Origin of the sequence: Tritonibacter mobilis F1926, assembly GCF_000376545.2 — a bacterium.
Taxonomy (GTDB): domain Bacteria; phylum Pseudomonadota; class Alphaproteobacteria; order Rhodobacterales; family Rhodobacteraceae; genus Epibacterium; species Epibacterium mobile.
This window is the reverse complement of record NZ_CP015231.1, coordinates 1,170,190-1,183,004: the sequence shown is the minus strand read 5'-3', so window position 1 is coordinate 1,183,004 and position 12,815 is coordinate 1,170,190. Positions and strand designations below refer to the sequence as shown.

At 56.5% G+C, this 12,815-nt stretch carries 11 protein-coding genes and 1 pseudogene; 8 read left to right on the top strand and 4 right to left on the bottom strand.

What is annotated here, in order from left to right:
* Window position 1 precedes the first annotated feature (1 nt).
* Window positions 2-235, bottom strand: coding sequence for an acetyl-CoA carboxylase (locus tag K529_RS21110; RefSeq protein WP_005613857.1), 234 nt, complete (start codon window positions 233-235; stop codon window positions 2-4).
* A gap of 36 nt (window positions 236-271) precedes the next feature.
* The gene (locus K529_RS21105; protein WP_198528126.1) at window positions 272-1,051 is read right to left on the bottom strand and encodes a 5-oxoprolinase subunit PxpA; all 780 of its coding nucleotides are present in this window, start codon (window positions 1,049-1,051) and stop codon (window positions 272-274) included.
* 277 nt (window positions 1,052-1,328) lie between these two features.
* On the opposite strand from K529_RS21105, the gene K529_RS21100 reads away from it, so the two are divergent.
* Window positions 1,329-2,246, top strand: coding sequence for a LysR family transcriptional regulator (locus tag K529_RS21100; RefSeq protein ID WP_005613861.1), 918 nt, complete (start codon window positions 1,329-1,331; stop codon window positions 2,244-2,246).
* On the opposite strand, the gene K529_RS21095 is transcribed toward K529_RS21100, so the two are convergent.
* A complete protein-coding gene (locus tag K529_RS21095) occupies window positions 2,243-2,815 on the bottom strand; it encodes a cupin domain-containing protein (RefSeq protein WP_005613863.1) in 573 nt (190 codons plus the stop codon). The genes K529_RS21100 and K529_RS21095 overlap by 4 nt on opposite strands.
* A 145-nt stretch (window positions 2,816-2,960) precedes the next feature.
* On the opposite strand from K529_RS21095, the gene K529_RS21090 reads away from it, so the two are divergent.
* The 5 genes from K529_RS21090 (at window position 2,961) to K529_RS21070 (ending at window position 8,279) form a co-directional block, all read left to right on the top strand.
* Window positions 2,961-4,238 (top strand): 4-aminobutyrate--2-oxoglutarate transaminase, encoded by a 1,278-nt coding sequence (locus tag K529_RS21090; protein WP_005613865.1) that lies wholly within the window; start codon window positions 2,961-2,963, stop codon window positions 4,236-4,238.
* A 1-nt stretch (window position 4,239) separates the two neighbouring features.
* On the top strand, window positions 4,240-5,709 hold the full coding sequence (locus tag K529_RS21085; protein WP_040641608.1) for an NAD-dependent succinate-semialdehyde dehydrogenase: 1,470 nt from the start codon (window positions 4,240-4,242) through the stop codon (window positions 5,707-5,709).
* Window positions 5,710-6,108: 399 nt separating this feature from the next.
* Window positions 6,109-7,239: an RNA ligase RtcB family protein gene (locus K529_RS21080; protein WP_005613869.1), complete on the top strand. Its 1,131-nt coding sequence runs from the start codon at window positions 6,109-6,111 to the stop codon at window positions 7,237-7,239.
* Window positions 7,236-7,871: a peptide chain release factor H gene (prfH, locus tag K529_RS21075; protein ID WP_005613872.1), complete on the top strand. Its 636-nt coding sequence runs from the start codon at window positions 7,236-7,238 to the stop codon at window positions 7,869-7,871. The genes K529_RS21080 and prfH overlap by 4 nt, the downstream gene beginning before the upstream one ends.
* Before the next feature lie 201 nt (window positions 7,872-8,072).
* The gene (locus K529_RS21070) at window positions 8,073-8,279 is read left to right on the top strand and encodes a hypothetical protein (RefSeq protein ID WP_005613874.1); all 207 of its coding nucleotides are present in this window, start codon (window positions 8,073-8,075) and stop codon (window positions 8,277-8,279) included.
* Here the strand turns inward: K529_RS21070 and K529_RS24000 are convergent.
* Window positions 8,276-8,509, bottom strand: coding sequence for a hypothetical protein (locus tag K529_RS24000; protein WP_080929627.1), 234 nt, complete (start codon window positions 8,507-8,509; stop codon window positions 8,276-8,278). The genes K529_RS21070 and K529_RS24000 overlap by 4 nt on opposite strands.
* A 41-nt stretch (window positions 8,510-8,550) precedes the next feature.
* Here K529_RS24000 and K529_RS24115 point away from each other — a divergent pair.
* A pseudogene (locus K529_RS24115) lies at window positions 8,551-8,955 on the top strand (transposase); the annotation flags it as partial.
* A 725-nt stretch (window positions 8,956-9,680) separates the two neighbouring features.
* A complete protein-coding gene (locus K529_RS21065) occupies window positions 9,681-12,806 on the top strand; it encodes a Hint domain-containing protein (RefSeq protein WP_005613877.1) in 3,126 nt (1,041 codons plus the stop codon).
* Window positions 12,807-12,815: the final 9 nt, after the last annotated feature.

The window sequence follows — 12,815 nt, the reverse complement described above, 5'->3', positions numbered from 1 at the left end:
CCTATTTCAACTCCGCCACGACGTCACCCGCAGTGACGGGCGCTGCATTTTGAACGGCATATTTTTCAAATGTGCCCGGCTCTTCGGCGGTGACCTGAATGAAGGTCTTCATCACTTCGATCAGACCAATGACGTCACCCACTGCGACGGCATCCCCTGCGGATTTAAACGGAGGCTCTTCTGGCGAGGCCTGATGATAGAAAGTGCCAGGCAGCGGAGATTGAATATCGGACATGTTGGTATCCCTGTTGTTGTCTTTTGTAGGTGCGGTTCAGGCCGCTTGGATCACCGCCGAGGACGGCGCGATCGTGATGTTGTTTGCGGTCAATTCGCGACGGATTGCGCGACCGATTTCAACGGCACCGGGGGTGTCTGAGTGAAAGCAGATCGATTCAAACTCGATATCGATATCGCTGCCATCGACCGTGGTCACCTTCCCCTCAAGGCAGGCCCGCAGGCATTTCTGCGCGATCGCATCCGGGCTGAGCCGCCCGACCTTACGGGTGAAAACGATGGAACCATCCTTGCCGTAATCGCGATCTGCATAGAACTCGCGCACCACCGGATGGCCTAGGCGTTTGGCGATGGCATAGGTCTTTGAGATATCCATACAGTAGACGATCAAATCCCCGCTGATGGCCGCGAGGCTTTCGATCATCAACCGAGACAGCTCCTCATTGCGCGCAGCCTCCATGTAGAGCGCGCCATGCGGTTTTACATGTTGCAGGCGGATGCCGTGGCGACGCCCAAACTCTCGCACCGCGCCGACCTGATAGATGATATCATTGACCAGTTCTTCAGGCGTGGTGTCGATGTATCGACGGCCAAACCCCTGCAGGTCGCGGTAGCCCGGATGTGCCCCGAGACCGACGCCGTAATGATTGGCCAGCTTAATCACCCGATCCATCGAATTTGGATCACCTGCATGAAAACCAGCAGCAATATTCGCGGATGAGATGAGCTCCATCAGCTGGTCATCAGGTGCTTCGCCCAGCACCCAGTGGCCAAAACCTTCACCCATGTCACAGTTGAGATCGACAATATTTCGCATCACACGCCCTTGGAATTTCTGATCCTTCGAGCATGCGGAGCCGGTCGCATTTTTGTAAAGTTCATTTATCAGAAACCCCATTATCGCAAAATCCGAACACACAAGCCTCGGGAAAATCCTGAATATTAGGCATGGTTGGCGCTTACAGGCGGTGCGAGATCATTTTTTCCGCAACCAATGATTGCATTATCGGATATTTCGATAATGCGGTTGCGGAGTTTCAGAAGGCGAGGAATAGTCGTGGCCAAACTGTACGCCCCTCAGAGAGGACAAATCTATGAATCTGAGACAGCTAAAATACTTCCTCGCCACCGCCGAACTGGGTCAGGTCAGCCGTGCCGCGTCAGAGCTGTCGATTTCTCAATCCTCTGTCACATCCGCCATAAGAGAGCTGGAACAGAGCATGGGCACGACGCTGTTTAATCGCACAGCTCATGGCATGGACCTGACTCCAACCGGCCGCGATCTTCTAAGCGCTGCGCGCGACGTGATGGAGAAAGTGCAGATCGCGCAGGACATCGGGCAGAACCATTCCGATGTGACCGGCACCATCAATATCGCTGCCACCTATACGGTCTGCGGCTACTTCCTGCCCTACCATCTTGATCGGTTGAGCCATCGCTTTCCCAATCTGACGATCAATATCTCTGAGCTGAACCGCGAAAGCATCGAAGAAGGTCTGATTTCCAACCGGTTTGATGTCGCCGTGATCCTGACATCAAACACCTCCAATCCTGAACTGGCCACACAAACCCTAATGCGTTCACACCGCCGTTTGTGGGTGCCGCAGAACCACACGCTGGCCGGGCGCGAATTTGCTACGTTCGAGGAAGTGGCAGAACACGACTACATCATGCTGACGGTGGACGAAGCCGCCAATACGTCGATGAAATACTGGGGGCCGACTGGACTGGTGCCGCGTGTACGCATGCGTACGTCCTCGACCGAGGCTGTGCGGTCCATGGTCGCCAATGGGCTTGGGGTTACGATCCTGTCCGATATGGTCTACCGACCGTGGTCTCTGGAAGGTCGCCGTATCTCGACACTGGTGATGGACCGCGAGATCCCCTCCATGGATGTGGGCCTAGCATGGCGGCGCAATCAGGACATGCCCAATGCAGCCCGCCACTTCGTCGATTATTTCCGCAACGCCTATTTGTCGCCGCAGATGGCACACACAGCTTGGCGCGGCTAAAATGTTGGCGGAGTGCAGGCGCTGACCAAAACGCATTTCTCAGGCCCGATCTGACGAAATCTATGCGGGGCGCGGCTGTCAAAATAATAGGCATCTCCGGGTCCTAGGATTTTGCGCTCGGCCCCAACCGTGATTTCCACCCGACCGGACAGCACGATCCCGCCTTCCTCACCTTCGTGACCATACATGACACGACCAGTATCAGCGCCGATCTCATAGGTCTCATAGAGGATCATCATCTGACGCCCAAAGAGGTTCGCACCCACTTGTTTCAAGGAAAGCTTCCCCTTGCCGATCTCCGTCAGATCTTCAGCCGCGTAAAAACTGGTTTTTTCCAGCTCCGGTTCAAAGGCAAAAAACTCTGACAGGCTGATCGGAATCCCATCCAGAATTCGCCTGAGCGCACCAACGGATGGGTTCATCTTACCCGATTCAATCAGCGAGATCGTAGAGTTCGGCACGCCGGTTTTTTTTGCCAACGCCCGTTGTGACACACCGCTCTGTTCACGCACGGCGCGCAGACGCTGTCCCAGTTGGTAGTCTTCAGAATTTGCGTTTGTGTTGTTCAATATTGATCAACTCCTGACATCCGTCCCATTAAAAACAGCATGTTACTATAAATAAGAAACAGACTATCGCGCAAAACTCAACGCCATATCCTGCTGTGCATCTCAACAACCCGGCCGATGCGCCACTCACACAGGACAGACCCAAATGCTCAATGCCGAAATTTCCAGCCGTCGCGACGCCGCTATATCCCGGGGCGTCGGCATGCAAACGCAGGTCTATGTCTCCCGTGCGAGCGGTGCCGAAGTCTGGGATGTGGAAGGACGCCGCTATATTGATTTCGCTGCTGGAATTGCCGTGGTGAATACCGGCCATTGTCACCCAAAGGTGATGGAGGCCGTGCGCGCACAAAGCGAGGCATTTACCCACACCTGCCATCAGGTCCTGCCATATGAAAACTACATTCGGCTGGCCGAACGCCTGAACGACAAGGTGCCGGGCAATTTTGACAAAAAGACCGTTTTTGTCACCACCGGAGCCGAGGCCGTCGAGAACGCGATCAAAATCGCGCGTGCCGCAACCGGACGATCTGCCATCATCGCCTTTGGCGGCGGGTTCCACGGTCGCACCTTCATGGGAATGAGCCTCACCGGCAAGGTTGCCCCCTATAAGAAAGGGTTCGGTGCGATGATGCCCGATGTCTTTCACGTCCCCTTCCCTGCCGATCTTCATGGGATCTCAACATCCGATGCGCTGACGGCGATCGAAAAGCTATTTAAAGCAGACCTCGATCCTGATCGCGTCGCCGCAATTATTCTGGAGCCTGTCCAGGGTGAGGGTGGGTTTTATCCCGCACCGACTGAGCTGATGCGCGGCTTGCGCGAACTTTGCGACTCCCATGGCATTTTGTTGATCGCAGATGAGGTCCAGACCGGGTTTGCCCGCACCGGGCATCTCTTTGCGATGGAAGGCTATGATGTGGCTGCGGACATCACCACAATGGCAAAGGGTCTGGCCGGTGGTCTGCCACTTGCAGCTGTGACCGGACGCGCTGAAATCATGGACGCCGCCGCGCCCGGCGGCTTGGGTGGCACCTATGGCGGCAACCCTTTGGGCATTGCCGCAGCGCATGCGGTCTTGGATATCATCGAAGAAGAAGACCTGTGTGACAGGGCAAATGAACTCGGTTCGCGGCTCAAGCAACGTCTCAGCGCGATCCGCGAAACAGTGCCCGAAATCGCTGACATACGCGGCCCCGGTTTCATGGTTGCGGCAGAGTTTTATTCGGCGGATGGGTCTGCACCGAACCCGGATATGGCCAATGCAATCCGTGCCGAGGCCCTGAACCGGGGGCTGGTTTTGCTGACCTGCGGTGTCTACGGCAACGTAATCCGTTTCCTCGCTCCGCTAACCATTCCCGATGGCGTGTTTTCTGAGGCTCTCGACATTCTCGAGGCATCAATCTCTGCCGTGAAGGGAGCCTGAAATGACCGACCTATTGTCTGTTTGGTTAAAGACCCCAAGCCTGCTGGAGACCCGCGCTTATGTGAACGGCCAGTGGATAGAAAGCGATAGAAAGTTCGATGTTACCGATCCGGCTACCGGTCGACTGGTGGCGCAGGTCTCAGATTTCGACGTCGCAACGACCACAAAGGCAATTGATGCTGCCCAGGCTGCTGGCCCTGCATGGGCGGCTCTCACCGGCAAGGAACGCAGCACGATTTTGCGGCGTTGGCACGATCTGCTCATTGAAAATGCCGACGATCTTGCCACCATTCTCACCGCTGAGATGGGCAAACCATGGGCGGAGGCACGCGGCGAGATCCTATATGGGGCGTCCTTTATCGAATGGTTCGCAGAAGAGGCCAAACGGGTCTACGGTGACGTGATCCCCGGCCATCAGCGTGACAAGCGCATCATGGTTCTGAAACAGCCCGTGGGCGTTGTCGGCTCCATCACGCCTTGGAACTTTCCAAACGCGATGATCGCGCGCAAGGTTGCGCCGGCTCTGGCTGCAGGCTGCACCTTTGTTGCGCGCCCAGCCGAATTGACCCCACTGTCGGCGCTCGCCATGGCTGTTTTGGCAGAACGGGCGGGTGTGCCCGCTGGCGTGTTCAACGTTATCCCCTCCACCGATGCATCCGGCGTGGGGCAAGAACTTTGCACAAACCCAAAGGTGCGCAAGATTACCTTTACCGGCTCCACGCGCGTCGGGCGCATTCTGATGGAACAGGCTGCGGGTACGATCAAAAAAATGTCGTTAGAGCTGGGCGGAAACGCACCCTTTATTGTGTTTGATGACGCCGATCTTGATCAGGCAATTGATGGGGCCATGATTGCGAAGTTCCGAAACAACGGCCAAACCTGCGTCTGCGCAAACCGTATTTATGTGCAAGACAGCGTCTATGATGCCTTTGCTGCCAAGCTCGCCGACAAGGTTCAGACCCTTCAGGTCGGTAATGGCTTTGATCAGGATGTGACCACGGGCCCACTGATAAATGACGCAGCCCTGCGCAAAGTAGAGGCTCATATCTCTGATGCAGTGGGGAAAGGTGCAAAGATCCTCACCGGCGGCGCACGTTCCGATATGGGTGGTACGTTCTTTACACCAACCGTGCTGCGCGATGTGAACCAGCATATGGTGGTATGTCATGAGGAAACCTTTGGCCCGCTGGCAGCCTTGGTTCGCTTTGAAACAGAAGACGAAGTGATCGCGATGGCCAATGACAGCGACTTTGGACTTGCAGCCTATTTCTACGCGCGCGATCTGAGCCGCGTCTGGCGCGTGGCCGAAGCATTGGAAAGCGGCATGGTCGGGGTCAATACTGGTCTTATCTCTACCGAGGTCGCTCCTTTCGGTGGCATCAAACAATCCGGGCTTGGGCGCGAAGGGTCCAAATACGGCATCGAGGATTTTCTGGAGATTAAGAACATCTGCCTCGGTGGCATGGCCTAAGGTGTACCTGCAGGCACCGCACCGGGATGCCCACCTAAAGTGGGCTTTGGCACAACAAACTCTGGCGCGCCCGCTTCCAAGCTGCCTCATACGTGGCTTGGTAAAGCGCCTGCATCAGGACAGCGGCCCCCCTTTAACAGATGGCGGACCGTCCTGTCACGCGATTGCATCACTTCCCTCATCTTCTGGGAGCGGGGGCTACACAAGATGAGAGCCACGATCTAACAAGGCGATACTTTTCACCCGCAACAGACAGGAGGGTAAGACATGACCGACACCATCAACACTTCCCTTCCGCTGGATCTGATGCGGCTCTGATCCCCACTCGGGTTTCCCACGTTCGTATCGATCCATCCGCGACCCACTCCGGTCGCTTTTATTGCTATGGAAAGATGAAAGATGGGCAATCCCATTTCTGGGGAACGAAGCGCTGCTGGCGCTCAGGTTTCCAAATTTTACAGCCGCGCAACATGGATTGACGGGCGCGCTGAAGAACAACTCGAACAAGTGGCGGGCTGGCCCGGCATGAAAGCTGTCGCTGGCTTTCCCGATCTTCATCCAGGCCGCTACGGCCCGGTGGGGGCAGCCTTTTTGGCCGACCGGATTTGGCCTCAACTTGTTGGGCCAGATATCGGCTGTGGCATGGCACTGTTTCGCCTTGATCTGCCTAGGCGTCGCCTGAAACTCGACAAGGCGGCCCGGCGTTTGGCCGTACTAGAGGACGGAGCAGACAGAGATCACGCGCTGGCTGAGTTGCATGCTGCTGGCTTGACGGGGCTGATCGAACCCGACGCGCTTGGGACTATAGGCGGCGGCAATCATTTCTGCGAGGTGCAGGTGCTCGACGCGATCCTAGATCCTGCACGCACGGACTTGCGCAAAGATGATCTGTGCCTGCTGGTACATTCCGGTTCTCGCGGGCGCGGTGCCGGTATCTTTCAAGGGTTGGACGACAGTTGGAAACATGGCTTTGTCGCGGATAGCGAGGCGGCGACGCATTATCTCACGCTCCACGATGTCGCCACCAGATGGGCGCGCTTAAACCGGGCGCTGATTGCTTCTGCTGCATCTGACGCATTGGGATGCAAGGCCAGTCTGGTCTGCGACACGGTCCACAATCACGTCACGCCGCGTTCAGATGGCTGGCTCCATCGAAAAGGCGCGGCGTGTCCAGAAGCAGGTCTCGCGCCGCTTGCAGGATCGCGCGAAACTCCAAGTTATCTCCTTGAGGTGCCCGACCTTGTCTCCGGGGCGCTTGGCTCGGTATCTCATGGAGCCGGACGCAAATATGACAGGTCGTCGATGCACGGTCGCATCCGCAAGACGCGTTCTGAGCTAGCCTCTTTAACCCGCAATCGTTTCGGCGGGCGCGTTATCTGCGAAGACCGCGACCTTCTGCTCGAAGAGGCCGGACAGGCTTACAAAGACCCCGATCAGGTGGTTCGGGATCTGTCTTGTTTTGGCCTCGCCACTGCAGTGGCCCGAATGCTGCCCCTTGTGACTTTCAAGACGACAGGAGGCATAAAATGAGCGAGAAAGAAGCGCTCCTTCTGTCCAGCGGCAATGGCCCCGGTGAATGTCGGCAGGCGGTTGGCCATTTGTTGGCTTGGCTTGCAACCAAAGCCGCGCAATACGGCGTTGAACTCGACATCGCCACCAGAGACGCCCAACACGGCCCGTCTTCGGCTGTGGTCATCCTGTCAGGCACACAGGCAAGCGCCTTGGCACTGGCCGTTGAGGGAGTCATTTTGTGGCGGTGCCAGAGCGAATTGCGCCCGAAACACAAGCGCAAGAATTGGTTCGTGCAGATCTTTCGTTTGCCCACGGCGACCAAAGTGGTGTCGGTTGATCCGGCCTCCGTCGAAATGCAAGCCATTCGGGCCGGTGGCCCCGGTGGTCAGCACCAAAACAAGACTTCGAGTGCAATCCGCGCACGTTGGATCAGTGCCCACAAACAGGTGTACTCTGTGGTGGTGCGTGACAGTCGATCGCAACATCAAAATCGGCGCCTGGCGTTGGAGCGGCTGGCCGCCCTTGCCAGCGCTGAACAGGCAGAAGCCGATGCCAGTCGCCGAGGCGAAACATGGGCGCTTCATGGGCAGTTGCAACGTGGTGAACCACATCGGGTTTTTGAGGGTCACCATTTCAAAGAAGTAAAATGAACTACTCGGGGCGGTCCTGTGCCGCCCCTTTCTCCCTTAAATGGGCAAACCCAAAAGAAGCAGGCACGCCGCCAGCACAAATATACGTCCCCCATAAGAGACCCGGATTTCTCCAAAGAGGTCCTCACCTCTCCTTTGCCGCAGCGAAAACAGACCTGCCAGATCACTGGCGCAGTTTTTAAACTGATAAAGGATTACCAAATGTCTGATTATACCGTCGCCGAATTGCAGGAAATGGAAGCTGAGTTTTCGGCTATGGATGCTGAATTCGCAGGCCTCGGCCTTGAGGAGATGGACAGCGAGTTTGGCGAGGCTTTTGCCGAACTGGACGCGGAACTGGATGCTGCAGGGATCAGCCTGCTGGATGTCGAGGCGATGTCGATCAGTGAAATGGCCGACAATGACTAGCAACTGTATTTTTCATGCGCTCTGAGGCGTCCATTTTTGTTGCGATTTGACGAGCGCGTTGACGATTGTGACGAGTGTTCGTGCAACGGCCGTGATGACGACCTTGTGCGGTTTTCCTGCGGCGCGAAGGATTTGAGTATCGGATTGTGATGGCTAGCAATGAGAGCGGCTTGGAACATCACATGCCTGAGCAACCGTCGCCCAGCACCAATGGCGCGTTTCCCGCGCATGACTCCACCGTCATGTACTATTGGCGCAAAGCCTGTGAGCGCCGAGGATCGGGGCGGTCGTAGCGCTGACCTTCCGCGCAGCCGTCGATGATCCGGCGCGCTTTCGGTCTTCCAAGAGGGTTGGTCCTTGGGTTGGCTTGACGCCCTCACGCAACCAGTCCGGTGAACGGGATGTATCAGGCGGCATCACCAAAGCCGGAGACGTCAATCTGAGGCGAGCATTATGCCAAGCAGCAACCGTCATGATGAACCGTGGCTGATCGACATGGATGAGAACATGGGGAACTCAGCTCGCGCAGCGGCGCGGTCGTAAAATCGCGATGGTCGCTCTTGCACGCCGCATAGCGGTCATTCTTCATCGGGTTTGGGTAGATGCACAACCTTCCAGTCAGCTGCGGCGCCGAACACTGTCTGACAGGATGATACCCCACCCGTTGACTGTCTGATGGCAGGCTTTCGAGGTCCCGCAGGGACGTGGTTCCGGTGATAGCGTGGTTTGGGCTGTCGCTGACTTCCGTCAAGTACGCCTATGAGATGGGCACATCGGAATTACATCGAACCAGCATAATGTTGGCAGCCGCCGCGCTGACCACGAACCCAAGCATGTACCCCAAGGACCTCAGCCGAAAGCCCCAACAGAAGCCAAGACGGGCACCAAGAATATCAAAGGAACCGCTATGGCGGATCAATTGTTTTGCGCAAAACGGCTTGACTGGGACGCCCCCCGCTACCGAAGTCCAGACCCTAGGCCCACCTCCATAATTCATTCATTAGATTTAGCATTCTCGATATTGCAACCGCAGGGAAAGCGTGCCGTAGACATATCTTTAGTTCAAAAAAACACCTCCCCAAAGGGAGAAACAAAAATACATACAACCATCCCGCAAGCCACAATTTGCGCAAAGCAAGGGAGCTCTCGCCTCTGCGATATGGAAACTCGGCACTCAAACAACAATCTAAGTATATGTTATTAATGATTATTATACCACTTCACCATTCTCGCCATCTGCAATTCGATAATTATGTGCAATTTTATTAGCATTACAAGTAAATCGCTTATTGGTCGATTAACGGAAAATTTCCGCACCCTCCATAGACCTGCCTCACGTTGCCCACTTTAAACGGAGTGCCTCACTGCGCCTCGTTTTAATAAATGCGAAGGCCCCCATTTATGGATCAAAACAATTGCTCAACAGGCAAGGATTCAAAATCAACCGCACCCTCTCAAGACCAAGAACGCCAGGAATTGACGACCTTGAGTGAGATGTTTGATGTCGATGATTTTGCACCTTGGGACGAGGGGTTCGAGCCGGAGGAAGAAGAAGAGGAGGAAGAACCGTCCGAGCAACAAAGCAACGCCAAGTTCTTTCGAGTAGAGGGACAGGAAAACGACGGCCTGTTGAACAACTTTCTGAACCTCTGGGGACAGGGGAATGGTCCGGTCAACGCCAATGGAAATGGGCAGGGGCTGTTCAAACTGCTCTTCGGTGGTGACGCAGATGATCGGCTGACGGGCACTGAGGATGCGGATGCCGTGATGGCAGGGCGCGGCAACGACAGCGTCGATGGGGGCGCTGGCAATGATACGCTGATGGGGGACGATGACGGCGCAAGTGGAACAGAGGCCACACCGCTCGTTCTCAACATCAACAACCTTGTCAGCCAGACCTATTCTTGTGGCAGCGCCCAGGCCGGTGATGCGGCCGTTTACCGCGATGTCGCCTTCCTTGAGGATGGGACCTCGGTCTGGGGACGCGTGGTTCTGGTTGGGGCAAGCGATGAAAACATGTTCATCGATCTGTCGGGGGATCGTGGCGCAGAGATCACCATCGACGGTTACGGGTATGGCGATACTGCTGAATTCCGTCTGGAATTCTTTGATCCGATCACTGGCGAGCCCGTTGAAATCAGCTCCACCGCGACGTTCAACGATCTGGATCAGAACTATTATCAATACGACGTCGAGGCCGTCACCCTCGCTGCGGATCAATACAGTGCTTTTGGGACATCGGATGACACCTCTCTGAATGTGACCAATCAAAACGGCACAGTGCGGGCCTCCGGTTCAGAACAGAACAACCCGGATGATGAGGATGCGTGGTTTTCCGCAGCCTTTGAAGGGCGCAGCTCGATTAACTTCACCCTCGAAGCGCGCCATACGCCATCCGGCTTTACGCTCTCGGGCGACCTTATTGAGGATGCGGTCTACACGCCAATCGATCACGGTGATGACACGCTTCTTGGGGGTCTCGGATCTGATGTGATCATGGGCCAAGGTGGCAATGACCTTCTCGATGGGGGCGAAGGGGATGACAGCATCGACGGCGGCGAAGGGGATGACATCCTCCTTGGCGGCGCTGGCGCAGATGTGCTGATGGGTGGAATCGGTGGCGATACGATTTCCGGCGGTGATGGCGATGATCTGATCGATGGCGGCGAAGGTGACGACAGCCTCTCTACGGGTCTTGGAAACGACACCTTGCTGGGGGGGGCAGGCAATGACACGCTGCATAACTCCGCCGGGGATGACAGTCTGGTTGGCGGCGAAGGCGACGACAGTATCGTGGCCACGGAAGGGAATGACACCCTAGAGGGCGGCGAGGGAAACGATACGCTCTATGCCGGGGTCGATGATGACCACCTTGATGGTGGCAGCGGCAATGACAGCATGTTCGGCGAGGCTGGCCATGATGTGATGTACGGTCGGAGCGGTGCCGACCACATGGAAGGCGGGAGTGGCAACGACACCATCGACGGTGGCGCAGATGACGACACCATTTCCGGTGGGGATGGCGATGATCTGATCTACGGCGGCCTCGGCAATGACAGTCTCACCACCGGCAGCGGCAATGACACGCTTTATGGAGGTGAGGGAAACGACACACTGCGCAACTCCGTCGGTGACGACAGTTTGGTGGGAGGTAGTGGTCATGACAGCATCGTTGCGACCGACGGCGACGATACGCTGGACGGCGGCAGCGGCAATGACATCATGTATGGCGGCAACGACAGCGATCTGCTGATCGGCGGCACAGGTGATGATGTCATGCAGGGCGAGGCCGACGCTGACACATTCCGGATCGAAGATAATTTCGGAAACGACAAAATTTTCGGCGGCGAAGACGGAAAAGACCACGACGTCATTGATCTGTCCCATATGACGGGGCCAGTGACCGTCACCTATACCGGCTATGAATCGGGCACGATCACCGACGGGACAGACACGATCCGCTTCTCCGAGATCGAGGAGCTGATCCTCACCGACGAGGATGATGTCGTCGACGCGCGCGAAGACAGCGCCGGTGTTCAGATCAATGCAGGTACGGGCAACGACACTCTGATCGGTGGCAGCGGGGATGACCGTTTCACAGGGGGGGCCGGGGATGACAAAATCGCCCTGACGTCCTCGGGCGGGACGGATCGGATCACCGACTTTGACACATCAGACAATGATGATGATGGGTATTACAACGATCAGTTGGATGTCTCTGATCTGACAGGGGGATCGGGCACCGGCGGCATGGTGCGCACCAGTGATGTCACAACGAGTGACGATGGCTATGGCAATGCGTTGCTGACGTTCCCAGATGGAGAACAGCTTGTTTTGCAGGGTGTTTCTCCCGATCAAATGAACACCCATGACCAGTTGTTTGCTGCGGGAATTCCCTGCTACACGGCCGGCAGCCGGGTGGTCACATCTCAGGGTGAGATCCCGGTCGAACAGATCCGTGTAGGGGATTTGCTGCAAACTGCGGATAACGGATTGCAGCCCGTGATCTGGATGGGGCGGCGGGCGCTGTCTTCAGCCGCTCTGAAACGCCACCCACATTTGCGCCCGATCATGCTGAGGCCCGGGGGTCTTATCGCCAATGGGCGGTATATGCGCGTCTCTCCGCAGCACCGTTTCCTGACCAAGTCTGAGCATTGCGGAAGCGAAGTGTTTGCGCGGGCCCGTCTGCTGCTGGATATGGATCCTGCGCATGTCTTTGCGGATCACGCTGACGCGCCGGTCTGCTACATCCATCTGATGACCGAAGAGCATCAGGTGATCTTTGTAGATGGTTGCGCGACCGAAAGCTTCTGGCCCGGCCCCGAAGCCTTGCGCAGCCTTGATGACGCCGACAGGCGCGAGGTCTTTGACCTATTCCCGGAGCTTTTGCCAGCGCTCGCCAAACGCGGATCAAGTGGGCGCGAGATCGTCAGTCAGGGATACGGGCCGCTGGCGCGGCGCGATTTACGCCGAAAAGACATCACCAGAGTAGAACCCTATCAGGCGCTGCGATCTCGGCACGCCTGATGCGCTTGG

Bases quoted from the DNA above. Each gene is read 5' to 3' on its own strand.
- K529_RS21110 (WP_005613857.1), bottom strand. From the start codon at position 235: ATGTCCGATATTCAATCTCCGCTGCCTGGCACTTTCTATCATCAGGCC.
- K529_RS21105 (WP_198528126.1), bottom strand. From the start codon at position 1,051: ATGCGAAATATTGTCGATCTCAACTGTGACATGGGTGAAGGTTTTGGC.
- K529_RS21100 (WP_005613861.1), top strand. From the start codon at position 1,329: ATGAATCTGAGACAGCTAAAATACTTCCTCGCCACCGCCGAACTGGGT.
- K529_RS21090 (WP_005613865.1), top strand. From the start codon at position 2,961: ATGCTCAATGCCGAAATTTCCAGCCGTCGCGACGCCGCTATATCCCGG.
- K529_RS21085 (WP_040641608.1), top strand. From the start codon at position 4,240: ATGACCGACCTATTGTCTGTTTGGTTAAAGACCCCAAGCCTGCTGGAG.
- K529_RS21080 (WP_005613869.1), top strand. From the start codon at position 6,109: ATGGGCAATCCCATTTCTGGGGAACGAAGCGCTGCTGGCGCTCAGGTT.
- prfH (WP_005613872.1), top strand. From the start codon at position 7,236: ATGAGCGAGAAAGAAGCGCTCCTTCTGTCCAGCGGCAATGGCCCCGGT.
- K529_RS21070 (WP_005613874.1), top strand. From the start codon at position 8,073: ATGTCTGATTATACCGTCGCCGAATTGCAGGAAATGGAAGCTGAGTTT.
- K529_RS24000 (WP_080929627.1), bottom strand. From the start codon at position 8,509: ATGCGCGGGAAACGCGCCATTGGTGCTGGGCGACGGTTGCTCAGGCAT.
- K529_RS21065 (WP_005613877.1), top strand. From the start codon at position 9,681: ATGGATCAAAACAATTGCTCAACAGGCAAGGATTCAAAATCAACCGCA.